At 70.0% G+C, this 23,035-nt stretch carries 22 protein-coding genes and 2 pseudogenes; 20 read left to right on the top strand and 4 right to left on the bottom strand.

Translation table 11 applies throughout. The features are described 5' to 3' along the window. Position 1: 1 nt before the first annotated feature. Positions 2-664: a TetR/AcrR family transcriptional regulator gene (locus ACFJI0_RS20230; protein ID WP_382322107.1), complete on the bottom strand. Its 663-nt coding sequence runs from the start codon at positions 662-664 to the stop codon at positions 2-4. 173 nt (positions 665-837) lie between these two features. Here ACFJI0_RS20230 and ACFJI0_RS20225 point away from each other — a divergent pair, with 173 nt between their 5' ends. The 14 genes and pseudogenes from ACFJI0_RS20225 (at position 838) to ACFJI0_RS20160 (ending at position 15,424) form a co-directional block, all read left to right on the top strand. Continuing rightward, positions 838-1,836, top strand: a complete 999-nt coding sequence (locus ACFJI0_RS20225) for a LysR family transcriptional regulator (protein ID WP_382322106.1) — start codon at positions 838-840, stop codon at positions 1,834-1,836. A gap of 26 nt (positions 1,837-1,862) precedes the next feature. Beyond that, complete coding sequence (locus ACFJI0_RS20220; protein ID WP_382322105.1) at positions 1,863-3,128, top strand: CaiB/BaiF CoA transferase family protein; 1,266 nt, start codon at positions 1,863-1,865, stop codon at positions 3,126-3,128. Beyond that, on the top strand, positions 3,125-4,063 hold the full coding sequence (locus tag ACFJI0_RS20215) for a hydroxymethylglutaryl-CoA lyase (protein ID WP_382322104.1): 939 nt from the start codon (positions 3,125-3,127) through the stop codon (positions 4,061-4,063). Before ACFJI0_RS20220 ends, ACFJI0_RS20215 begins: the two co-directional genes overlap by 4 nt. Before the next feature lie 13 nt (positions 4,064-4,076). Further along, on the top strand, positions 4,077-5,318 hold the full coding sequence (locus tag ACFJI0_RS20210; RefSeq protein WP_382322103.1) for a cytochrome P450: 1,242 nt from the start codon (positions 4,077-4,079) through the stop codon (positions 5,316-5,318). Continuing rightward, on the top strand, positions 5,315-6,553 hold the full coding sequence (locus ACFJI0_RS20205; RefSeq protein WP_382322102.1) for an NAD(P)/FAD-dependent oxidoreductase: 1,239 nt from the start codon (positions 5,315-5,317) through the stop codon (positions 6,551-6,553). The genes ACFJI0_RS20210 and ACFJI0_RS20205 overlap by 4 nt, the downstream gene beginning before the upstream one ends. 21 nt (positions 6,554-6,574) lie before the next feature. Then, complete coding sequence (locus tag ACFJI0_RS20200; protein WP_382322101.1) at positions 6,575-6,895, top strand: 2Fe-2S iron-sulfur cluster-binding protein; 321 nt, start codon at positions 6,575-6,577, stop codon at positions 6,893-6,895. 282 nt (positions 6,896-7,177) lie between these two features. Further along, positions 7,178-7,819, top strand: a complete 642-nt coding sequence (locus tag ACFJI0_RS20195) for a fumarylacetoacetate hydrolase family protein (RefSeq protein ID WP_382322100.1) — start codon at positions 7,178-7,180, stop codon at positions 7,817-7,819. Beyond that, entirely contained in the window at positions 7,816-8,874 is a 1,059-nt protein-coding gene (gene gtdA, locus ACFJI0_RS20190) for a gentisate 1,2-dioxygenase (RefSeq protein WP_382322099.1), read from the top strand. Before ACFJI0_RS20195 ends, gtdA begins: the two co-directional genes overlap by 4 nt. 9 nt (positions 8,875-8,883) lie before the next feature. After that, positions 8,884-10,650 (top strand): FAD-dependent oxidoreductase, encoded by a 1,767-nt coding sequence (locus ACFJI0_RS20185; RefSeq protein ID WP_382322098.1) that lies wholly within the window; start codon positions 8,884-8,886, stop codon positions 10,648-10,650. A gap of 41 nt (positions 10,651-10,691) precedes the next feature. Beyond that, the gene (locus ACFJI0_RS20180; protein WP_382322097.1) at positions 10,692-11,654 is read left to right on the top strand and encodes a Bug family tripartite tricarboxylate transporter substrate binding protein; all 963 of its coding nucleotides are present in this window, start codon (positions 10,692-10,694) and stop codon (positions 11,652-11,654) included. Between the two features lie 64 nt (positions 11,655-11,718). Beyond that, a pseudogene (locus ACFJI0_RS20175) lies at positions 11,719-12,375 on the top strand (Bug family tripartite tricarboxylate transporter substrate binding protein); the annotation flags it as partial. Then, the gene (locus ACFJI0_RS20170) at positions 12,284-12,703 is read left to right on the top strand and encodes a tripartite tricarboxylate transporter substrate-binding protein (RefSeq protein WP_382325749.1); all 420 of its coding nucleotides are present in this window, start codon (positions 12,284-12,286) and stop codon (positions 12,701-12,703) included. The pseudogene ACFJI0_RS20175 and the gene ACFJI0_RS20170, both read left to right, overlap by 92 nt. Before the next feature lie 28 nt (positions 12,704-12,731). Beyond that, the gene (locus ACFJI0_RS20165) at positions 12,732-13,775 is read left to right on the top strand and encodes a 3'-5' exonuclease (RefSeq protein ID WP_382322096.1); all 1,044 of its coding nucleotides are present in this window, start codon (positions 12,732-12,734) and stop codon (positions 13,773-13,775) included. A gap of 55 nt (positions 13,776-13,830) precedes the next feature. Next, positions 13,831-15,424 (top strand): annotated as a pseudogene (locus ACFJI0_RS20160) (MFS transporter). 19 nt (positions 15,425-15,443) lie between these two features. On the opposite strand, the gene ACFJI0_RS20155 reads toward ACFJI0_RS20160, so the two are convergent. Both ACFJI0_RS20155 and ACFJI0_RS20150 read right to left on the bottom strand, forming a co-directional pair. Beyond that, complete coding sequence (locus ACFJI0_RS20155; RefSeq protein WP_382322095.1) at positions 15,444-15,830, bottom strand: DUF1090 domain-containing protein; 387 nt, start codon at positions 15,828-15,830, stop codon at positions 15,444-15,446. A gap of 48 nt (positions 15,831-15,878) precedes the next feature. Next, positions 15,879-16,628: an IclR family transcriptional regulator gene (locus ACFJI0_RS20150; RefSeq protein ID WP_382153793.1), complete on the bottom strand. Its 750-nt coding sequence runs from the start codon at positions 16,626-16,628 to the stop codon at positions 15,879-15,881. Between the two features lie 154 nt (positions 16,629-16,782). On the opposite strand from ACFJI0_RS20150, the gene ACFJI0_RS20145 reads away from it, so the two are divergent. The 6 genes from ACFJI0_RS20145 to ACFJI0_RS20120 all read left to right on the top strand — a co-directional run bounded on the left by ACFJI0_RS20145 (position 16,783) and on the right by ACFJI0_RS20120 (position 22,397). Beyond that, entirely contained in the window at positions 16,783-18,057 is a 1,275-nt protein-coding gene (locus ACFJI0_RS20145; protein WP_382322094.1) for a Rieske 2Fe-2S domain-containing protein, read from the top strand. A gap of 46 nt (positions 18,058-18,103) precedes the next feature. After that, a complete protein-coding gene (locus tag ACFJI0_RS20140) occupies positions 18,104-19,081 on the top strand; it encodes a Bug family tripartite tricarboxylate transporter substrate binding protein (protein WP_382322093.1) in 978 nt (325 codons plus the stop codon). A 7-nt stretch (positions 19,082-19,088) separates the two neighbouring features. Next, positions 19,089-19,880, top strand: a complete 792-nt coding sequence (locus tag ACFJI0_RS20135) for an SDR family NAD(P)-dependent oxidoreductase (protein WP_382322092.1) — start codon at positions 19,089-19,091, stop codon at positions 19,878-19,880. Between the two features lie 12 nt (positions 19,881-19,892). Continuing rightward, positions 19,893-20,864: a PDR/VanB family oxidoreductase gene (locus tag ACFJI0_RS20130; RefSeq protein ID WP_382322091.1), complete on the top strand. Its 972-nt coding sequence runs from the start codon at positions 19,893-19,895 to the stop codon at positions 20,862-20,864. A gap of 84 nt (positions 20,865-20,948) precedes the next feature. Further along, on the top strand, positions 20,949-21,578 hold the full coding sequence (locus ACFJI0_RS20125) for a TetR/AcrR family transcriptional regulator (protein WP_382322090.1): 630 nt from the start codon (positions 20,949-20,951) through the stop codon (positions 21,576-21,578). 3 nt (positions 21,579-21,581) lie between these two features. Beyond that, the gene (locus ACFJI0_RS20120) at positions 21,582-22,397 is read left to right on the top strand and encodes a crotonase/enoyl-CoA hydratase family protein (protein WP_382322089.1); all 816 of its coding nucleotides are present in this window, start codon (positions 21,582-21,584) and stop codon (positions 22,395-22,397) included. A 121-nt stretch (positions 22,398-22,518) separates the two neighbouring features. Here the strand turns inward: ACFJI0_RS20120 and ACFJI0_RS20115 are convergent, their stop codons facing one another. Beyond that, positions 22,519-22,956, bottom strand: a complete 438-nt coding sequence (locus ACFJI0_RS20115; protein ID WP_382322088.1) for a PACE efflux transporter — start codon at positions 22,954-22,956, stop codon at positions 22,519-22,521. Positions 22,957-23,035 lie beyond the last annotated feature (79 nt).

Below are 23,035 nucleotides of genomic sequence, written 5' to 3'. Positions count from 1 at the left end.
TTCAGGAGGCCTTGCGCCTGGGCGCAGGTGGGGGCTCGAGCATGTCGCTGGCCAGCAGCTCCCAGCGCGAGAACAGGCGCGGGAAGTGCGCCGCTTCCCCGCTCATCAGCTTGCGCACGCTCAAGCCACGCGCCATGGCGAAAGTCAGGAAGATGACGTCCTCGGCCTGTGCGGCCGGATGCCCTGCCTCGACGAAAACCTCCAGCCAGGCCCGCTCCACCGAGATGCGGTACTGGCGCAGCAACCGTTTGACCTCCACGCCCAGCGGTTGATCGCCGCCGACCATCATCAGATCGAGCGCGACGTAAAAGTCCTCGCCCAGGAAGAAGTCCTCGCTGTCCTCGATCAGCGCCTGCATCAGCCGGGTCGGCTTGGTGCGCGCGCGCGCGATGCGTTCGAGCGCCTTGCGCTGGCTCTCGATCAGTGTCGCCTCCAGGGCCTGCAGCACCAGCGCATCCTTCGACGGAAAGTGATGCGTCTGCGCACCGCGCGAGACGCCGGACACCTTGGCGGCTTCGGCGATGCGAAAGCCCGCATAGCGCTTCTGCCTGAGCAGCGCGATGGCGCCCTTGACGAGCTTCTGCTGCGTCAGTTGCGTGCGCTCGGCCTGTGTGCGCCGGTGCCGCGGCGACGGGGTGGAGGAGGGCGTGTCGGGAGTGCTCATGGAAGGAAGAAATAAACACGTCTGTTTGGAAGGTGACCCCCGTCGGGCCCATTACCGCTTCCTGATCGAGGCATTCTATCGAGGTATTTCCGCGTTTTCCCTAGTCGGATCGGGGTGCTTCAGGCCGCTTGTCCACGTATGATACAAACCATCCTGACTGTTTCTTTGTTGTTATGACCAGCCCTTCGACATCGCCGGTCCTGTGGTCCGAGTCGGCGTTTTCCCTGCCGATGTGCAACCTCGCGCGCTTCGACCTCATCTCGGTCCGGCTCGCGGTGGACTGCGTCAACGGCGGCAGCCTGACCGCGGCGGCGCAGGGCGCGCACCTGGCGCTGGCCGCGGCCAGCCGGCGCATCCGCGAACTCGAAGGCGCGTTTGGCGAGCCGCTGTTCGAGCGACATGCCAAGGGCCTGTCGGCCACCGAAGCGGGCCGTGTGTTCGCGCGCCACGGCATGGCGCTGTTGCAGACGCTGGACCTGCTGCGCTCCGAGCTGGCCGATCGGCGTTCGGGCATCACGCGGCACATCCGCCTGTGCGCGAGCACCGCCGCCATCACCCAGTTCCTGCCCACACCGCTGGCGGCGTACGGCCGGCTGCGGCCGCACGTGCGCGTGGACCTGGAGGAGCAGGTTTCGGAGGCGGTGGTCGCCGCCCTGCGCCAGGGCCGGGCCGACGTGGGCATCCTGGTCGAGGGGCCGAACGTCGATGGCCTGCAGGTGCTGCCCTTCCGGCGGGACGAGCTGGTGCTGCTGCTGCCCGCCCACCACCGCCTGGCTCATGACGCGGGGCCCATCGCCTTCGCCGACGTGCTGGACGAGGACCTGATCGGCCTGAACACCGGTGCGGCCATCCTGCTCAAGCAGCAGCAGACCGCGCTCGGAGCGGGCAAGCCGCTGCGCCTGCGCATGCAGGTACGCAGCTTCGACGCCGCCTGCCACCTGGTGGCGTCGGGCCTGGGCATCGCGGTGCTGCCGCAGGGCGCGACCGAGCCCATGGTGCGCGCGATGCCGTTGCGCGTCCGACCGCTGGCCGATCCGTGGGCCCAGCGCCAGATGCTGATCGCCTGCGCGCCGCGCGAGGACGATGCCGACCTCGCGGATTTCGTCGAGCACCTGGCGGCCGCTTCGCGGAATGCGAAGACCGAAGGGGCCATTCGCAAATGGACAGTGTGAGGGTGCGCGGACACACTGCCGACGCCATGAACCACACAGCTTCTTTCCCCCACGGCGAGCCGATCGCCGACGCGGCCGATGCCCCTGCCGGCGGCGCGCTCGCCGGCCTCAAGGTGCTCGAGCTCGGGCAGATCATCGCCGGCCCCTTCGCCGCCAAGACCCTGGCCGACTTCGGCGCCGAGGTGGTGAAGGTCGAGCCCACCGGCGCGGGCGATCCGCTGCGCAAGTGGCGCCTGCTCAAGGACGGCACCTCGGTGTGGTGGCAGGTGCAGTCGCGCAACAAGCGCTCGCTCGCGCTGGACCTGCGCTCGCCCGAAGGCCAGGCCATCGTGCGCGAACTCGCGGCCGCGGCCGATGTGCTGATCGAGAACTTCCGCCCTGGCGTGCTGGAGGCCTGGGGCCTGGACCCGGTCCAGCTGCTGGCGCGCAACCCGCGCCTGATCGTGGCCCGCGTGAGCGGCTACGGCCAGAGCGGCCCGTACAAGGACAAGCCGGGCTTCGGTGTGATCGGCGAGGCCATGGGCGGCCTGCGCCACCTGACGGCCGAGCCGGGCCGCGTGCCGGTGCGCGTGGGCGTGAGCATCGGCGACACGCTGGCTGCCCTGCACGCGGTGGTGGGCGTCCTCATGGCCTTGCACGAACGCGCCCGCAGCGGCCAGGGCCAGGTGGTGGATGTGGCGCTCTACGAGGCGGTGTTCAACTGCATGGAAAGCCTGCTGCCCGAATACAGCCTGTTCAACGAAGTCCGCCAGCCGGCTGGCAGCGCTCTGCCGGGCATCGCGCCCAGCAACGCCTACCTCTGCGCCGATGGTGGTCATGTGCTGATCGCCGGCAATGGGGACAGCATCTTCCGCCGCCTGATGGCCGTCATCGGCCGCCCCGACCTGGCGGAGGACGCCACGCTGGCCGACAACGCCGGGCGCGTGGCCCGGGCGCCGGAACTCGACGCCGCCATCGGCACGTGGACCGCGCGACTGACCCGGGCCGAGGCGCTGGCCGCGCTGGACGCGGCGCAGGTACCGGCCGGCCACGTCTACACCGTGGCCGACATCACGGACGACCCGCACTACCGCGCGCGCGGCATGATCGAGACGCTGCGCATGGACGACGGCACCCGCATCGACGTGCCCGGCATCGTGCCCAAGCTCCTGCGCACGCCGGGCGGCCATCGCCGCAACGCGCCGCGCCACGGCCAGGACACCGAAGCAGTGCTGAGCGAATTGGGCATGAACGCGCAGCGCATCGAGGCCCTGTGCCGCGCCGGTGTGGTCCAGCGGGAGGAGGGCGCATGACTGCGTTGCCCTCGCGGGTGCATTTCAACGAGGTCGTCGCGCGCGATGGCCTGCAGAACGAAGCCCGCTTCGTGCCCACGGCCGACAAGATCGCGCTCGTCGATGCGCTGAGCGACTGCGGCTTCGCGCGCATCGAGGTGACCGCCTTCGTCTCGCCCAAGGCGATCCCGCCGCTGGCCGATGCGCAGGAGGTCATGCAAGGCATCCGCCGCCAGACTGGCGTGTGCTACGCCGTGCTGGTGCCCAACGCCAGGGGCGCGGCGCGCGCACTGGAAGCGCGCGCCGATGCGCTCAACTTCGTGATGTCGGCCTCGGAGTCGCACAACCAGAGCAACCTGCGCATGCCACGCGAACGCAGCCTGGCCGCGCTGGCCGAGGTGCTGGCGGTGACCGCCGGGCAGGCCGAGGTGCAGGTGTCGATCTCCACCGCCTTCGGCTGCCCCATGGAAGGCGCGGTCGATGCGCAGGAGGTGCTGCGCCTGGCCGCGCGCATCGCCGGGTTGGGTGCGGGCGCGGTGCGCGCGCTCACCCTGTGCGACACCACCGGCATGGCGCATCCCGCGCAGGTGACGCAGCTGGTGGCCCTGCTGCGCGCGCGGCTGCCGCAACTGGCGCTGACGCTGCATTTCCACGACACCCGTGGCATGGCGCTGGCGAACATGCTGGCCGGCCTGCAGGCCGGTGTGACGCGCTTCGACGCCGCGCTCGGCGGGCTGGGTGGCTGCCCCTACGCGCCCGGCGCCAGTGGCAACGCGTGCACGGAAGACGCGGTCCACATGTTCGCGGCCATGGGGCTGGACACCGGCGTGGACCTCGCGCGGCTGCTGCCCGTCTCGCGCCGCCTGCCCGAGCTGGTCGGCCACGCGATCCACAGTCAGGTGGCGCGTGCCGGCCCTCTCCACACCCGCCACCCCGCACCCGCCCATCTCGCATGACAAGGACTTTTCCATGAATTCCTCTCTCTTGGCACCGGCCGCCCCCCGCGAGCAGGCCGCGCCGTTCGACCTGTTCCAGCTCCCAACGGCGTATTACGAAGATCCCTACCCGTACTTCCGCGCCTTGCGCGACGAGACGCCGGTGCATGCCAACAGCGATGGTTCTGTGCTGGTGACGCGCTACGCCGACGTGAAGGCCGTCTGGCGCGACCTCTCGGGCGTGGTCAGCCGCGACGCGGCCTACCGCGAGAAGTTCGGCGAAGGCCCGCTGCTGGAGCACCACACCACCAGCATGCTGTTCCGCGATCCGCCCGACCACGACCGCCTGCGTGACATCGTCAATCCTTTTTTCACGCCCACGGGCATCGAGCGGCTGCGCCAGAGCGTGCGCGAGATCGTGGACCAGCTGCTCGACGAACTCGATGGGCGCGGCGAAATCGACTACGTGGCCGACTTCGCCTCGCAGATTCCGGTGCAGGTGATCTGCGACATCTTTGGCGTGCCGCGCTCGGACGGTCCGCGCATCCGCGACCTCGGGGCCCAGGTGCTGTTCCCGCTCAACCCGCGCGTGACACCACAGGCCATCGCCGACGGCCACCAGGCCGCCGCCGGCTTCAAGGCCTACCTGCTGGAGCACATCAACGCCTGGCGCGCGCGGCCGGTGGAAGAGACGCCGAGCAACGTCATCAGCGCGCTCGTCAAGGCCGAGAAGAGCGGGCAGTCCATCAGCGAAAACGAGATGGTGCACATGTGCATCCTGCTGCTCAACGGCGGCCACGAGACCACCACCAACCTGATTGGCCTGTCCACGTTGGCGCTGCTGCGCAACCGCGACCAGTTCGAACGCATGGCCGGCGACGAGGTCATCGTCGGCACCGGCATCGAAGAATGCCTGCGCTACACCAGCCCGCTGCAGCTGCAGGGCCGGCGCACCACGCGCGAGATCGAGCTGCCCTCGGGCGCGCGCATCGCCGCCGGTGTCGAAGTGGTCATCGCGCAGGCCTCCGCCAACCGGGACGAGCGCGTGTTCACCGAGCCGGAGCGCTTCGACCTCGGCCGCCGTCCCAACCCGCACCTGGCGTTCGGTGCCGGCATCCACGTCTGCCTGGGCCGGCCGCTGGCGCGGCTGGAAGCGGCGATCGCGTTGCCGGCGATCACGCGGCGCTTCCCGAAGATGGACCTGCGCGCCGGCCTGGCTTTCAACCCCAATGCGCGCTTTCGCGGCATCCGCCGCATGCCGGTGGCCCTGTCATGAGCGCTCCGGTGGTCGTGGTGGGGGCCGGGCAGGCGGCCTGCCAGTTCGTGGCATCGCTGCGGCAGGGCGGGCATCAAGGTCCCTTGGTGGTGCTGGGGCAGGAAGCGTCGCCGCCGTACCAGCGCCCGCCGCTGAGCAAGGCCTTCCTGCGCGATGGCGACGCATCGGCACTGTTGCTGCGCCCCCTGTCGTTCTTCGACACCGCGCGCTGCGAGCTGCGCCTGGACACACGCGTGCAAGGCATCGATGTCCAGGCGGCCGAGGTGTTGCTGGCCGACGGCGAACGCCTGCCCTATGCCGCGCTGGTGCTGGGCACCGGCGCGCGCGCGCGGCGCCTGCCAGGGCTGGCCGCGGATGCACCGCGCGTGCACGTGCTGCGCTCGCTGGCCCATGCGCAGGCGCTGCGCGCCGGCCTGGGCGGCTGCCGCCGGCTGGCCGTCGTGGGAGGTGGCTACGTCGGGTTGGAGGTTGCTGCCGCGGCCCGGGCACAAGGCATCGACGTGACGGTGTTCGAGGCCGCGCTGCGCGTGATGCAGCGTTCGGTGGGCGAGGCCACGTCGCGGCGTGTGCAGCGCGTCCACGAGGACCAGGGTGTGCGCTTGCGCCTGGGCGTGTCGCTCGACGGCGTGCGGGCTTCGGAGGAGGGCGTGTGGCTGGCATCCGGCGGCCAGACCGAGGCCTTCGACGCGCTGGTGGTGGGCATCGGGGCGTTGCCGCGCATCGAGTTGGCGCAGGCCGCGGGCATCGAGTGTGCTCGGGGCATCGTGGTGGACGAGCAGGGCCGGACCAGCGCGAGCGGTGTGTTCGCGATCGGCGACTGCACCGAGTCGCGCGACGGTGCGCGGCCACGGCTGGAGTCCGTGCAAGGCGCGATCGACCAGGCCAAGGCGGCGGCCGCCGCAATCGCCGGCCGCGCGCCGCCACCGCCCGCCGTGCCCTGGTTCTGGTCGGACCAGTACACGCACCGGCTCCAGGTCGCGGGCCTGCCCCAGGGGCACGACGCCGTGGTGCTGCGCCAGGGCGCGGGCGAGCGCGCGGTGGCGCAGTCCGTGTGGTACCTGCGTGGCGACCGCGTGCTGTGCGTCGAGGCGCTCGATGCGGCCGGCGATTTCATGGCCGGCCGCGCGCTCATCCGCACCGGCACGCCGGTGAACCCGGCGCAACTGGCCGATCCCTTGTTTCCGCTGCAACCCGCGTCCGCGTCCGCGTCGGCGCTCGTGGCGGCACCCGTGTGATGTTTTCAGGAACCGCTTTTCATGATCCACATTGAATTTCAGACCGCCGATGGCGAACAGCTGCGTTGCCAGGGCGACGAAGGCGCCTCGGTGATGGAGGTCGCCGTGGCGCACAACGTGCCCGGCATCGACGCCGACTGCGGCGGCGCCTGCGCCTGCGCCACCTGCCACGTGTACGTGGATGCCGAGGGCATGGCCCGGCTGCCTCCGCGCGGCGAGCAGGAGCTCAAGATGCTCGCCTTCGCCGTGGGCGTGGAGGACGGCAGCCGCCTGGCCTGCCAGCTGGCCGTCAGCCGGGCCATCGACGGGCTGGTGCTGCGCGTGCCGGCTTCGCAGTACTGAGCGAGTGCACTTCTTTTTTCGCAACGATTCAAGGTTCCCTCATGAAACTCTGTCGATACGACGACGACCGCCTGGGCGTGGTGCGCGAGCAGACGCTGTACGACGTGACGGCCGCACTCGATGTGCTGCCGCAGGTGCGCTACCCACTGCCGCGCGTGGACCCGCTGATCGCCCATCTCGCGCAGGTGCGCGAAGCGATCGAGCGCCTGCTCCCCACCGCGAAGGCGCGCCCGCTGGCGGGCGCGCGCCTGCTCAGCCCGGTGGCGCGACCCCGGCAAGATCGTGGCCGCACCCGTCAACTACGCCAGACACCTCGACGAGGCGCGCGCCCAGGCCGACATCCACCACCACCAGCAGGTGAAGGAGATCCGCCAGATCGGCCTGTTCCTCAAGGCCACCAGCTCCGTGGTCGGGCCCCATGAGGGCGTGGCGCTGCAGCACCTGGATCGGCGCAACGACCACGAGGCGGAGCTGGCGGTGGTCATCGGCAAGGCCGGGCGCAACATCACTCGCGCGCAGGCGCTGTCTCATGTGGCCGGTTACGCGGTGGGTCTGGACATGACAGCGCGTGGCCCCGAGGAGCGCAGCCTGCGCAAGTCGGTGGACAGCTTCACCGTGCTCGGGCCCTGGCTGGTCACCGCCGATGAAATCGCCGACCCGTCAAACATCGATTTCTGGCTCACCGTCAACGGCGAACCCCGCCAGTCGGCCAACACCCGCGACATGGTGCTGGACATCGGCACACTGATCGAGTTCGCGTCTTCGTTCTACACGCTGCACCCGGGCGACGTGCTGCTCACCGGCACGCCCGAGGGCGTCGGCCCGGTGCTGCCCGGCGACCGCATCGATTGTGCTTTCGACGGCGTGGGGCAGATCAGCGTGCAGGTGCGCGCCGCCCAGCCGCAGCCGGAGTGCGTGGCATGACGGCCGCCGTGGTGCGGGGCGTGGCCCCATCGGCCCAGGCCGACCGCGCGGCCTTCTACGGCCGCATCGATGCGGGGCATTGCGCGCCCCTGTGGGAGGTGCTGCACGGCGTGGTGACCCGCACGCCCAAGACGCCCTGCCTGCCCCACCTGTGGTCGTGGGACACGGTGTGGCCCTGGCTGCAGGAGAGCGGGCGCCTGATCACCGCGCGCGAAGCCGAGCGCCGCGTCATCGTGCTGGAAAACCCCGGCCTGCGCGGGCAGACGCGTGTCACGCACAGCCTCTATGCGGGCCTGCAACTGATCCTGCCCGGCGAAGTCGCGCCCTCGCACCGGCATTCGCAATCGGCGCTGCGCTTCATCCTGCAGGGCGATGGCGCCTACACCACGGTCGACGGCGAGCGCGTCACCATGCACGTGGGTGATTTCGTCATCACGCCCTCCTGGACCTTCCACGACCATGGCAACCTCTCCAGCGAGCCCATGGTCTGGCTCGACGGGCTGGACCTGCCCATCGTCGAGTTGCTCGACGCCCAGTTCCGCGAGGACGGGGCGCAGGAGACCCAGGTGCCGCACGCCCACGCGGGCAGCAACCTCGCGCGTTTCGGCCAGACGCTCAAGCCGGTCGAGCACGTGAGCCGCTCGCGCACCTCGCCGCTGTTCTGGTACCCCTACGACCGCACGCGCGAGGCGCTGCACACGCTCGCGCGCGCCGAAGACCCGCACGCCTGCTGGGGCCACAAGTTGCAGTACACCAACCCATTGACCGGCGGCTGGGCCATGCCCACCATCGGCACCTTCATGCAGCTGCTGCCCGGCGGTTTTCGCGGTGCCGCCTACCGCGCCACCGATTCCACGGTCTACGCGGTCGTCGATGGCCGGGGGCGTTGCACCGTGGGCGATCACGAGATGGCCTTCGGGCCGCGCGACGTGTTCGTGTGCCCTTCGTGGATGCCGTACCAGCTGGAGGCCGACGAAGACACCGTGCTGTTCAGCTATTCCGATCGGCCCGTCCAGCAGGCGCTGGACCTGTGGCGCGAATCCTTCCCCACCTAGGGCCCGCCCATGCAAGCCTCCACCTTTCCGAATCTCTCCGCCAACGTCGACGTGGTCGTCGTCGGCTCCGGCATCGCGGGCCTGACGGCCGCCGTCGTGGCGCGCGCGCTGGGCCGCCGTGTGCTGTTGCTGGAAAAAACCGCCCAGGTGGGCGGCACCAGCGCCACCTCCGGCGGCGCGGCCTGGCTGCCTGGCAACCGCCACGTGCCGGCCGAAACCGACCCCGAGGCGCCCATGACCTACCTCGCCCACCTCGTGGGCGAGCGCATGGATGCCGCGCAGGTGCGCGCCTGGCTGGAAGGCGGCATCGAGGCGGTCGACTTCCTCGAACAGCACAGCAGCGTGCGCTTTCGCCTCTACGGCGGCGCCGACTACCGCACCGACGTGCCCGGCGCCGGCATCAAGGGGCGCACGGTCTACCCCGAGCCCTTCGATGACCGCCAACTCGGCAAGGCCTACAAGCTCATCAAGAACCCGCTGCCCGCCATCACCGTGTTCCACGGCATGCAGACCGACAGCCGCGACCTCGCGCAGCTGAGCGCGGCGCTGCAGTCGCCCGGCGCCTTCCTCTACAGCGCCCGGCGGCTGTTCAAGCACTACTCGGACCTTTTGCTGTACGGCCGCTCCACGCGCCGCCAGCGCGGCAACGCGCTGATCGGCATGCTGCTGAAGTCGGCGCTGGACAGTGGCGTGGACCTGCGCGTGAACGCGCCGTTCATCCGGCTGATCCAGGACGCAGGCCGCGTGAGCGGCGTGGTCTTCGAGGAGAACGGTGTGCGTCAGGAAGTGCGCGCCGGCGCGGTGGTGCTGGCCTCGGGTGGGTTTTCGGGCGATCCGGTGATGCGCGCGGCACACACCGCCTACGCCGCCGAGCACATCGGCCTGCCGCCCGAGAGCAACGTGGGCGACGGCCTGCGCCGCGCCATGGACGTGGGTGGGCGCATGGCCCAGGGCAATGTGTCGGACTACTGCCGCGCACCGGTCTCCGTGCTGCGCCGCAAGAACGGCGAGGTGGTCAAGCACCCGCACTTCCGGCTGGACCGCTGCAAGCCGGGCGCCATCGTGGTGGACGCCCACGGCCGGCGCTTCGTCAACGAGGCTTGCTCGTACCACGACTTCGTGATGGCCATGCACGCGGCCGGCGCGGTGCCGGCCTACCTGATCGGCGACCAACGATTTCTGCGCAAGTACGGCATAGGCCTGGTGCGGCCGTTCCCGTTTCCCTACCGCTCCTTCGTCCGCGAGGGCTACCTCGTGCAGGCGCCCACGCTGGCCGCGCTGGCCGAAAAATTGGGCATCGACGCCGCCGGCCTGCAGGCCTCGGTCGAGCGGCTCAACGGCTATGCGCGCACTGGCGTCGACCTCGAGTTCCGCAAGGGTGCGGACATCTACAGCCGGGGCGACGGCGATCCGGCGCACGGCCCCAACCCCTGCCTGGGCGAGATCGCGCAGGGGCCGTTCTACGCGGTGCGCCTCTACCCGGGGGACAGCAGCACGACCTGCGGCCTGGTCACCGACACGCACGCCCGCGTGCTGGATGCCGACAACGCACCGATCCCTGGCCTGTACGCCTGCGGCGTGGACATGAACAACCCCAGCCTGGGCACGCACCCTGCCGCGGGCTGCAACCTCGGGCCGGCCATCGCCTTCGCCTACCGGGCCGCGCGCCACATCGTGGACTCGGCGGGCACACCGTCGGCTGCTTCGCAGAACGCGAAGCCCGCGCGGGCCAAAAGCGAATGGACCGGGGCAGGGGCCGCCGCCACACTCGATTGAACGCCATCCCCGCTGTTCACCCCACTTCCAGAACACGAACCATGCGCCTCCACCTGCCCACCCTCCTGCTGGCCGCCGTGCTGCCCCTGACGGCCCTGGCGAATGACTTTCCCACGCGTGTCATCAAATTCGTCGTGCCCCACGGCACCGGCGGCGGCACCGACCTGGTGGCGCGCGTGCTGGCCCAGAAGATGTCGCCTTCCCTGGGCCAGCCCATCGTGGTCGAGAACCGGCCCGGCGCGGGCACGCAGACCGGTGCCGAGTACGTGGCTTCCTCGCCGCCCGATGGGCACACCATCATGCTGTCGTCGTCCTCGGTGCTGACCATCCCCTACCTGCGCAAGACGCGCTTCGAGCTGCCGCGCGACTTCACGCCCATCGGCCAGGTGGGGCTGGGCACCTTCGCGCTGGTCGTCAACCCCAGGCTGCCGTTCCGCACCCTGGCCGAGTTCATCGAAGCCGCCAAGGCGAACCCGGGCAAGTACACCTACGGCTCCGCCGGCATGGGCTCGGCCGGGCACCTGGCGCTGGAACTGCTCAAGAGCAAGACCGGCATCGAGCTCGTGCACGTGCCCTACAAGAGCAGCGGCGACATCGCCCAGGCCCTGCTGAGCGGGCAGATCGACGTGTCGATCGACATCCTCACGATCCAGAAGGCGCTGATCGACACCCAGAAGGTGAGGGCGCTGGCGACCACCGGGCTCGCGCGCGACCCCAACCTGCCGCAGCTGCCCACCTTCAACGAGACCGGCGTGGTGCCCGGCGGTTACCACATGACCTACTGGTACGGGCTCTTCGTCCCGGTGCGCACACCCGCGGCCGTGGTGCAGCGCCTGCAGCGCGAGTTCACCACCGCGATGAAGGACCCCGAGATCCTGCAGCGCGTGAAGGACTTCGTGCTGCTGCCTTCCGAACTGGGCCCCGCGCAGTTCAAGGACAACGTGGCGACCGAGGCCGCCATGTGGAAGAAGCTGATCGAAAGCAACGACATCCGCGGCGACTGACACCCGCGGCGTCAGCGAACGGGCAGCCAGACCCGACCCGACGACCACCCCCCAGGAGACCGACATGAGAAGAACATTCCTTCGCGGCGTGATGCACGCCCTCGCCCTCGCCGGCATCGCGGCCGTCGCCCCCACGACCCTGGCCGCCGACTACCCGGAACGCGTGGTCCGCCTCGTGGTGCCGCAAGGCCCGGGCGGCGGCACCGACCTCGTGGCCCGGCTGATCGCGCAACGCCTGGCGACACCGCTGGGCCAGGCCGTGATCGTGGAAAACAAACCCGGCGGCGGCACGCAGCTGGGCACGGAATTCGTCGCCGCCGCGCCCGCCGACGGCCACACCGTGCTGCTCACCGCCTCGCCCGTGGTGCTGCTGCCCTACCTGCGCAAGACCCGCTTCGATTTCCTGCGCGACTTCGTGCCCATCGGCCAGGTGGGCGTGGGCAACTTCGCGCTGGTGGTCAACCCGAAGCTGCCGTTCCGTACCGCGCCCGAATTCCTGGCCGCCGTGCGGGCCAACCCCGGCAAGTACACCTTTGGGTCGGCCGGTGTGGGTTCGGCCGGCCACCTGGCGCTGGAGCTGCTCAAGGCCCGCGCCGGGCTGGAGATGGTGCACGTGCCCTACAAGAGCAGTGGCGAGGTTGCGCAGGGCGTGGCCAGCGGCCAGATCGACAGCTCGATCGACAACCTCACCACGCAGAAGGTGCAGATCGCTGCGCAGACCGTGCGTGGCCTGCGCCACCACCGGCCTGGCGCGCGATCCCGGCCTGCCCGAGCTGCCCACGCTGCAGGAACTCAACCTGATTCCCGGCGGCTACACCATGACCTACTGGTACGGCATGTTCGTGCCCACGCGCACGCCCGCGCCCGTGGTCGCGCGGCTGCGCAGCGAGTTCGCGGCCATGATGGCCGAGCCGAAGATGCAGGAGCAGATCCGCGGCATGAGCCTGGTGCCCTCCGCCTTCAAGGCCGAGGAATTCGGCACCCACCTCGCGGCGGAGGCGGCCATGTGGAAGGGCATCATCAGCGCAGCTCGGATTGAAATGCCTTGAGAGGCGGCGGGTGAGGTAGGCTTCATGGATGAATCAGTCCAGCTTCGAATTTGACCTGCCGGGCCCGTTGGAGCCCCTGCCCGTGCCCGCCGCCCCCTCTGTCTCGCGTGCCAGACGGGCCAAGCCGGCCCCCTGCGCCCCGCTCCCGCCCACACTTACCCTGGAGGAGATGGCGCAACGCCTGGAGCGGAACCCCGACTTCCGCGTCCTGCGCCGCCTCGTGCCCGTCACGGACTACGGCCCCGCGCAGGCCGGGCAGGCCGCGTCGGGCAGCCGGCGCGTGCTGGTGCTCGACACCGAGACCACCGGCCTGTCGCACCAGGCCGACAAGATCATCGAACTGGCGATGCTGCTGGTGGACGTGGACCTCGCCTCGGGCCTGCCGTTCGGGCCGGTGACGCTGTTCGAAGGCTTTGAAGACCCGGGCATGCCGATCCCGGCCGTGGCCCAGCAGGTGACCGGCATCAGCGACGACATGGTGGCCGGGCACCGGCTGGACGATGCGCAGGTCGAGGCCCTGGTGGCCCAAGCCGATCTCATCGTGGCGCACAACGCCGGCTTCGACCGCCCTTTCGTGGAAGCGCGCTTCCCCGGCTTCGCGGCCAAGGCCTGGGCCTGCTCCTTCGCGGACATCGACTGGAAGGCCGCGGGCGCCGAGTCGGCCAAGCTCAGCGCGCTGGCGCAGAACCACGGCTGGTTCTACGACGCCCACCGCGCCCAGGTGGATTGCCACGCCTTGCTGCAGGTGCTCTCGCGGCCCGTGGGCCCGCAGGGCCCGGCCACCGGCCTGAACCGGCTGATCTCGGTGGCGGCCCAGGCCAGCTTCAAGCTGCGCGCCACCGGCTCGCCGTTCGAGTCCAAGGACCTGCTCAAGGCCCGGGGCTACCGGTGGGACGGCGATGCCAAGGTCTGGTACTGCACCCTGGCCGACCAGGAACGCCTGGACGCCGAACTCGAATGGCTCAAGGCCGAGGTCTATGGCCGGCGCCAGGCGCGCGTGGAGATCGAGGCCCTGGACGGCCTGGTGCGCTACTCGGCCAGACCGGGCGTGGTGTCGCAAAGAGGGCTGTAAGAACCCCTTTCCCGGGCGCAGCGGCCCTGGCTTTGTCCTTTACAGTGGCCCCACCATGTCCCAAGCCGACGACGACAGCCTCTCGCCCATCGCTCCCCTGCGTCTGCCGGTGTTCCGCATGTTGTGGACCACCTGGCTCATGGCGAGACATCTGCATGTGGATGAGCGAGGTGGCGGCGGCCTGGATGATGACCTCGCTGACCACCAAGCCGCTGTGGGTGGCGCTGGTGCAGACGGCCGCCACCTTGCCCGTGTTCCTGCTCGGCCTGCCCAGCGGGGCGCTGGCCGACAACCTGGACCGCAAGCGCTACTTCCTCTTCACCCAGCTGTGGGTGGCGGCGGTGCGCACCCTGCTGAGCGTGGTCATCTTCCTCGACGTGATGACGCCCCCGCTGCTGCTGGTGCTGATCTTCGCCAACGGCATCGGCATGGCGATGCGCTGGCCGGTCTTCTCGGCCATCGTGCCCGAGCTCGTGCCCCGCTCGCAGCTGCCGGCGGCGCTCGGGCTCAATGGCGTGTCGATGAACGCCTCGCGCATCATCGGCCCGCTGGTCGCCGGCGCGCTGATCGCCAGCGCCGGCAGCGCCTGGGTCTTCCTGTTCAACGCGCTGCTGTCGATCGGGGCGGCCATCATCATCAGCCGCTGGAAGCGCGAGCACACCCCCAACCCGCTGGGCCGCGAGCGCCTGGGCTCGGCGATGCGCGTGGGCCTGCAGTACGTGGCGCAGTCCTACCTGCTCAAGGGCGTGCTGCTGCGCATCTCGATCTTCTTCTTCCACTCCACCGCGCTGATGGCCCTGCTGGCCCTGATCGCGCGCGGCATGCAGGACGGCGGCGCCGGCACCTTCACCCTGCTGCTGGCGGCCATGGGCGCGGGCGCCATCACCTCCACCGCTTTCCTGCCGCGCCTGCGCCGCCGCTACTCGCGCGACGGTCTGGTGCTGCGCGGCGCCGCGGTGCAGGCCACGGCGATGGCCGTCATGGCCGTGACCCACCAGCTCTGGATCGCCGTGCCCGCGATGTTCCTCGGCGGCGCGGCCTGGATCACCGTGGCCAACACGCTCAGCGTGTCGATCCAGATGGGCCTGCCCGACTGGGTGCGCGCGCGCGGCATGTCGATCTACCAGATGTCCATCATGGGCGGCAGCGCGGCGGGCGCGGCGCTCTGGGGCCAGGTCGCCACCTGGACCAGCGTGCCCGTCTGCCTGGGCATCGCCGCCGTCAGCGGCATCAGCGCCATGGCGGCCGTCAACCGCTGGATGCCCGACGCCGGGCTGGAAGACGACCTCACCCCCAAGCGCATCTTCCCCGCCCCGTCGACCCCCGAGCCGCCGGGGCATGGCCATGTGATGGTCAGCATCGAGTACCGCGTCGACCCCGCGCGCGCGGCGGAATTCCGGTTGCTGATGCTCAACGAAAGCCGGCGCGGCCGGCTGCGCCACGGCGCCCTGTCCTGGGAGCTGCTGCACGACATCAACGACCCGGGCCGCTTCGTCGAGGTCATCGTCGACGAGTCGTGGACGGACCACCTGCGCCGCTTCGACCGCGTCACCGCCGCCGATGTCGCGCTGCGCGACCGCAAGCTCGCCTTTCACCTTGGCGACGAACCGCCGCGCGTCACCCGCTGCCTGATGGAAACCACCGTCTGAACGGCGGCGCGCAGGCCGTTCAGCGCTCGATCGGCCGCTCGGCCTCGGTCAGTTCACGGCGCGCCTCGTCCAGCTTGGCCTGGCGCTCGGCCAGCTTCTTCGGGTCGCCTTTCTGCTGGGCCTCGCGCAGGCTCTTCTCGCGCTCGGCCACCTTCTTCTGCGCCTGTCTGATCTCGGCGCTGCGCTCTTTCTCCAGCGATGCGTCGGTGCAGTTGGCCTGGTTGGCGCGCAAGGCCTTCTTCAGCCCGGCCACTTCCTGCTTGCGGCCGTGCTCGGTGGCGTTGGCCAGCTGGGCCTCGATGTTGCGGCGCTTGGCCTGGCAGGCGGAAGAGGGCTCGTTGGCCAGCGTCGGCGCGGCGAACACCAGCAGGGCAGAGGCGCAGCACAGGGCGGCGATGGCTTTCATGGGCGGTTCCTTCCTGAGGGGATGAAGCGGCCATCATAGGCCCGCGCGCTATGGGCCGGCGCCGGCCTTCTGCGAGAGATCGCGCGCGGCCTCCAGCAGCCATTGCGCGATGCGCCTGACCTGCGCGTCGTCCACGCGCGCGCTCGGGCCGTACACCGCGAGCGAGCCCACCACCTTGGCGCCGGCCGAGAAAAACGGCGCGGCGATCGCCACCGCGCCCCGGATCAGCTCGTCGCGGCTGATCGCATAGCCGGCCTCGCGGATGCGCACCAGCTCGTCCAGGTAGGCCTTCTGGCGCGCCTTCGGGATGCGGCCCTCGATGTAGTGCAGCGCATCGGGCGCGAACGCGAGAATGGCGCGCCCGCTCGCGCCCAGGATCACCTTCTCGCTGTGGCCCACGCCGCGCTTGAAGCTCAGCGGCTGCGCGCTCGGCATCTCCGCCACACACACCCGCTCCTCGCCGTGGTGCACCAGCAGCGCCACCGTCTCGCCCGTCTGTTCCCACAGGCGCCGCATCATGGGCTGCGACAGCGTCGCCAGGTCCAGGCCCGAGGTCCACATGTGCGCCAGGTGCGCCACCGACGGGCCGAGCTGGAAACGCTGCGGCTCGCCCACGGACACGATGAAACCGCGCAGCTCCAGCGTGCGCAGCAGCCGGTACAGCGTGGGGCGGCTCAGGTCCACGCGCTTGAGCAGCTCGCTCGCGCTCAGCTGCCGGTCGCCCGCGCGAAAGGCCATCAGGATGTCCAGCGCGCGGTCCACGGCGCGCACGCCTTCGTTGCTCTTGTCGATGCTCATCGCCATCTCCCGGGTGTTGGAGCCCGCATTGTATGAAATGCGTCCGCCTGATGGACAGTCGGCTCATTTTCTTTGACATGGATCAAGTGGGATTTCTAGAATGGACACCTGTCTCACCTGACGTACAAGCAACCCACCCCACGGAGTCCCCCCAGTGAACAAGGAAATGTCTGAAACGCTCACCCGCGTCGGTCCCGGCACCCGCATGGGCAACCTCATGCGCCGCTACTGGGTGCCCGCGCTGGCATCGAGCGAAATCCCCGAGGCCGACGGGCCGCAGGTGCGCGTGCAGCTGCTCGGCGAGAAGCTGCTGGCCTTTCGCAACACCGACGGCAAGGCCTGCCTGATCGGCGAGTTCTGCTCGCACCGCGGCGTCTCGCTCTACTTCGGCCGCAACGAGGAAAACGGCATCCGCTGCGCGTACCACGGTGTGAAGTTCGACGGCGATGGACAGTGCGTGGACGTGCCTTCCGCGCCGCAGGCCTGCGCGCGCATGCACATCAAGGGCTATCCCTGCGTCGAGCGCGGCGGCATCGTCTGGACCTACATGGGCCCGGCCGACCAGCAGCCCGCGCCGCCCGAGCTGGAGTGGTGCACGCTGCCGCCCGAACACGTGTTCGTCTCCAAGCGCCTGCAATACAGCAACTGGCTGCAGGCCATGGAAGGCGGCATCGACACCGCCCACGTGTCCTACGTGCACCGCTTCGAGGTCGACACCGACCCCATGCACCAGGGCGTCAAGGCGCTGGACTACATCAAGGCCGACGGCAACGTGAAGTTCGAGATCGAGCAGACGCCCTTCGGCCTGAGCCTGTTCGGCCGCCGCAACGGCGAGCCCGATTCCTATTACTGGCGCATCACGCAGTGGCTGTTCCCCTGGTTCACGCTCATCGCGCCGTTCGGCGACCACGCGCTGGGTGCGCATGTGTGGGTGCCGATCGACGACCACAACTGCTGGGCCTGGAGCATCAACTGGCAACCCGGCCAGCCGCTCACCGAGGAAGAGCGCACCGCGATGCAGGAGGGCAAGGGCATCCACGTCGAGTACGAGGCGCCGGGCAGCTTCATCCCCAAGCAGAACCGCGACAACGACTACGGCATGGACCGCGTGGCCCAGCGCGAAGACCGCTCCTACAGCGGCGTCTTCGGCTTCTCCGCGCAGGACTACTCGCTGCAGGAAAGCATGGGCACCATCCAGGACCACGAGGCCGAGAAACTGCTGCCCACCGACAAGGCCATCGTGATGGCGCGCCGCATGCTGCACGAAGCCGCGCTCGGCCTGGAGCAGGGCCAGACGCCGCCCGCGCTCGACGCCAGCGCACAGCACGTGCGCCCCGCCGGCGTGCTGCTGCCCAAGGAGCAGGACCCGGTGGCCTGGGCGCGCGAGGAACTCGCCGACGCCACGAAGAAACCGGTCTTCAGCCTCTGAGCGGCTTCCCCTTTTCCCCCACGACAGACCAACACAGGAGACACCCATGAAGTCCCATCTCAAACTCGCGGCCGCCGTCGCGCTCGCGGCCTGCGCGGCCACCTCGGCCTGGGCGCAAGGCGCCGACTGGCGCCCGAGCAAGCCGGTGCGCATCATCGTGCCCATCGTCGGCAGCACCAACGACGTGCTCGCGCGCCTGATCGGCCCCGAGCTGCAGAAGGCGTTCGGCCAGCCCTTCGTGGTCGAGAACAAGCCCGGCGCGGGCGGCAACATCGGCGCCTATGAAGTGGCGCGCTCCGCGCCCGATGGGCACACGCTGCTGATCGGCTACAACGGTCCGCTGGCGATCAACGTCACGCTGTTCGACAAGATGCCCTACGACCCGGTGAAGGACCTGGCCCCGATCACGCTCGCGGTGAAGGCTCCGCAATACCTGGCGGTGAACCCCGCCTCCGGTTTCACCGACGTCAAGGACTTCATCGCCAAGGCCAAGGCCAACCCGACGAAATACACCTACGGCTCGATCGCCATGGGCAGCGCCTCGCACCTCACCATGGAAATGATGAAGTCGGCGGCGGGCTTCCACATGACGCACGTGCCCTACCGGGGCGCGGGCCCGGCCGTCACCGACCTGATCGCGGGCAACATCCAGGCCGGCTTCTTCGTGCCGGGCAACGTGCAGGGCTTCGTGAAGGAAGGCCGCCTCAAGCTGCTGGCCTCCACCGGCCCCAAGCGCTTTCCCAGCACGCCCGATGTGCCCACGCTCGCCGAGTCCGGCCTGAAGGACTTCGAGGCCACCTCGTGGATCGGCCTGCTCGCACCCGCCGGCACGCCACCGGCCATCATCAACCGCTACAACGAAGAGATGGTGCGCATCCTGAACTCGCCCGAGATCCAGAAGCGCCTGCACGAGATGGAGTTCGACATCATCGCGGGCTCGCCCAAGCAGTTCAGCGACTGGATCGGCACCGAGATCGTGCGCTGGGGCAAGGTCATCAAGGCCACCGGCGCCAAGGCGGAGTGAGCGACCCATGAGCGAACCCCAACGCGAACCCCGTCTGGCGGGCAAGACCGCGCTGATCACCGGCGGGGGCGCCGGCATCGGCGCCGCCGCGGCCCGGCTGTTCTGCCGCGAAGGCGCGGCCGTGCTGCTGGTGGACGCCGACGCCCAGGCCCTGGCGCGCACCCAGGAAAGCATCCTGCAGGCCATGCCGCAAGCGCGCGTGAGCACCGTTGCCGCCAACGTGGCCGACGAGGCCGCCGCGAAAGCGGCGGTGGCGCAGTGCACCGGGCAATGGGGTGGGCTCGACATCCTGGTCAACAACGCGGCCATGCGCAACTACACCGCCGCCGCCAACGCCACGGCCGCCGAATGGCAGGCCATGGTGGGCGTGAACCTGGTGGGCATGTCCAACTACTGCGGCGCGGCCCTGCCGGCCCTGCGGCACAGCGGCGCGGGCGCCATCGTCAACGTCTCGTCCTGCTACGCCGTGACCGGGCGCAAGGGCATGGCGCTGTACGACGCGACCAAGGCGGCCCAGCTCGCGTTCACGCGCAGCCTGGCCTTCGAGGAAGCGCCGCACGGCGTGCGCGCCAACGCGGTCTGCCCCGGTTCCACACTGACCGACTTCCACGTCGGCCGCGCGCAGGGCGCGGGCAAGAGCGTCGAGCAGCTCAAGACCGAGCGCAAGGACAGCTCGCTGATCGGCCGCTGGGCCTCGCCCGAAGAAATCGCCTGGCCCATCGTGTGGCTGGCCTCGGGCGAAGCGTCCTTCATCACCGGCACCACGTTGATGGTCGACGGTGGTCTGCACATCATGTGAGTGGTGACTGGCATGTCGTCTCCCACCTTGCAGGCCCTGGTCCACAACCTCCGGCACGAGGCCACGGGCATCGTCAGCGTCGAGCTGCGTCCCGTGGCGCCGTGCACCGCCTTCCCCGTGGTGGAGGCCGGTGCCCACATCGACCTGCACCTGGGCAATGGCCTGGTGCGCAGCTACTCGCTCACCAACCCGGGCGAGAGCCACCGCTGCGTGGTCGCCGTGCTCAACGACCGGCACAGCCGGGGCGGCTCGCGCTACGTGCACGAGCAGCTGCGCGTGGGCCAGGTCATCGCCATCGGTGCGCCGCGCAACCACTTCCGGCTGCAGGAAGACGCGCCGCGCAGCGTGCTGCTGGCCGGCGGCATCGGCGTCACACCGGTGTTCGCCATGCTCCAGCGCCTGGCCGAACTGCAGCGCCCGGCCTGGCTCATCTACTGCGCGCGCAGCCGCAAGGAAGCGGCCTTCGTGGCCGACATCGAGGCCCTGGTGCGGGCGCACCCCGCGCTGTCGCTGCGCTGCCACTTCGACGACGAACACGGCGGGCCACCCGACCTCGTGCAACTGCTCGACGGCCACGCCAAGGACACCCACTTCTACGCCTGCGGCCCCGCGCCCATGCTCGACGCCTACGAACGCGCCTGCGCGCAACTGGGCCAGGCGAACGTGCACCTGGAACGCTTCGCCGCCGGCGCGCCCGTGGCCGACACCACGGCCGCGGTGGGCTACAGCGTGGAACTGCGCAAGTCCGGCAAGACCGTGCAGGTCGCGCCCGGCGTGGTGCTGCTCGACGCCTTGCTCGACGCCGGCGTGACCCTGGACCACAGCTGCCGCGAAGGCGTGTGCGGCGCCTGCGAGACCAAGGTCATCTCGGGCGACGTGGAGCACCACGACCTCATCCTCACCCAGCAGGAGCGCGCGGCCAACAAGTCCATGATGGTCTGCGTCTCGCGCTGCCGCTCGGGCCGCCTCGTGCTCGACGCCTGAGCCCACCCCACCCGCCGCGCGGCCCTTGCGCGGCTCTTTTTTCGGCGGTAATATAACAACGTTACTGAAACGTACCGTTGATACATGAACCCTCCCCCATCGAGTTCCACCGGCCCCTGGGCGTCCAGCGTGCGCGACATGAAGCGCCTGGCGATCCTCGCCGCCGCGAGCGAGGTGTTTGGCGAAGAGGGCCTGCAGGGCGCCACCATGCGCCAGATCGCGCAGCGCGCCGGCTGCACCACCGGCGCCATCTACCCGCTGTTCGCGAGCAAGGAGCTGATCTACGCCGAGCTGCTCGCCACCTCGCTGGCCGACCTGCACGCCCACGTGTCCGCCGCCGCCAGCGGCGCGGGCGCGGGCCTGCCGCACGAGCGCGCCGCCAAGGCCTTTCTCGACCACTACCTCGCGCGCCCCTACGAGGTGAACCTCGGCCTCTACGCCTTCAACGGCCTGAAGAAACTCGGCGTCGGCAAGGAACACGACCTCGCGCTCAACAAGGCGCTGATGGACACCCTGGTGCTGCTCTCGCCGCACGCCCGGCGCAGCCGCCACAGCCCGCCCGACGCCGAGGCCATGGCCACCTTCGCGCAGCTCATCGGCACGCTGGTGCTGCACCAGGCCGGGCGCCTGCAATTCGCCAAGCTTTCCCCCAGGCAGCTCATCGAGCATTCATTGACCACCCGCCGGCGCGCCGCCGGACAGCAGGAGACATGACACATGGCAGTGCGAACCGAAAAGAACGGCCCGGTCTGGACCATCGTCCACAGCCGGTTTGACGAAGCGCGCAACGCGATGGACCCCGAGAGCGCCGATGCCCTCGTGGCCGCGCTGCAGGCCTTCGACAAGGACTCAAGCGCCTCCGTGGCCGTGCTCTGGGGCGAGGGCGGCGCCTTCTGCGCCGGCTGGGACCTGAAGTACGCCAGCACCCTGAACGACCGCGAGAAGTTCGACGCCGACATCTCGCGCGGCCTGGCCTTCCCCATGGGCGCCAACGACGCGCCGCGCGGCCCGCTCGGGCCCACGCGGCTCGAACTCTCCAAACCCGTCATCGCCGCCGTGGAAGGCCCGGCCGTCGCCGGCGGCATGGAGCTCGCGCTGTGGTGCGACATCCGCGTCATGGCCGACACCGCCTACTTCGGCGTCTACTGCCGGCGCTGGGGCATCCCCCTGCTGGACGGCGGCTCCGTGCGCCTGCCCCGGCTCGTGGGCCAGGGCCGCGCGATGGAAATCATCCTCACCGGCCGCAAGGTGCCGGCCACCGAAGCGCTGGCCATCGGCATGTGCGAGAAGGTGGTGGGCGAGGGCGGTGCGCGCGCGGCCGCCGAGGCCATGGCGCAGGAGATCGCGCGCTTCCCGCAGGCCGCTGTGCGCGCCGACCGCCGCACCGTGCACGAAACCTACGGCCTGCCCCTGCGCGAAGCCATGCGCCGTGAATGGCACAACGGCGTGGAGGCGCACTGGGAGCAGGGCGCCGACGGCGCGGGCCGCTTCGCCGCCGGCCTGGGCCGCAGCGGCGATTTCAAGACGATCTAGAAGCACCCCCCTGCGCCGCTGCGCGGCTTCCCCCTTCCGTGGCGCGCCTTCGGCGCTTCGAGGGGGGACGGCATCTTGGGCCGGCGAAGCCGGACCCTCGATGCCTCTGGTGGGCGTTGCTTCAGGCGCCCTGCGGCGCGGGCTGGGCCGAGGCCGGCAGGCCGAAGATCTTGTCGAACGCCAGGTTGAACACGAAGGTGTAGACCAGGAAGAACACGATCAGGCCCAGGTCCAGCACGAAGGCCTGCCAGAGCGAGATGTCCAGCCACCAGGCGAACAGCGGCACCAGCGTGATCACCAGGCCCCCTTCGAAACCGATGGCGTGCGCCACGCGGCGCAGCACACTGCGCCCGCGCCTGGCTTGGCGCGCCTCCCAGCGCTCGAACAAGGTGTTGTAGACCAGGTTCCAGATCACCGCGATGGCCGAGGCGGCAATGGCCGCCACGCTCGCGTGGCCCATGTTGGCGCCCGACAGCAGGGCCAGGCCCGTGGTGGACATGGTGATGGCGATGATCTCGTAGAGGGTGATGTAGACGACTTTGCGTTTGATGCCTTGCATGGCGGAACTCCGATTTCCCTGGCCTCCGGGCCGGTGTGGCTGAGGCAATGAGCGCATGGTAAGTCGGCTTGGCTGACGA

Origin of the sequence: Hydrogenophaga sp. UC242_53 (genome assembly GCF_042696965.1) — a bacterium.
GTDB lineage: Bacteria > Pseudomonadota > Gammaproteobacteria > Burkholderiales > Burkholderiaceae_C > Hydrogenophaga.
The sequence above is the reverse complement of the archived record's forward strand: the minus strand, read 5'-3'. Positions and strand labels throughout refer to the sequence as shown.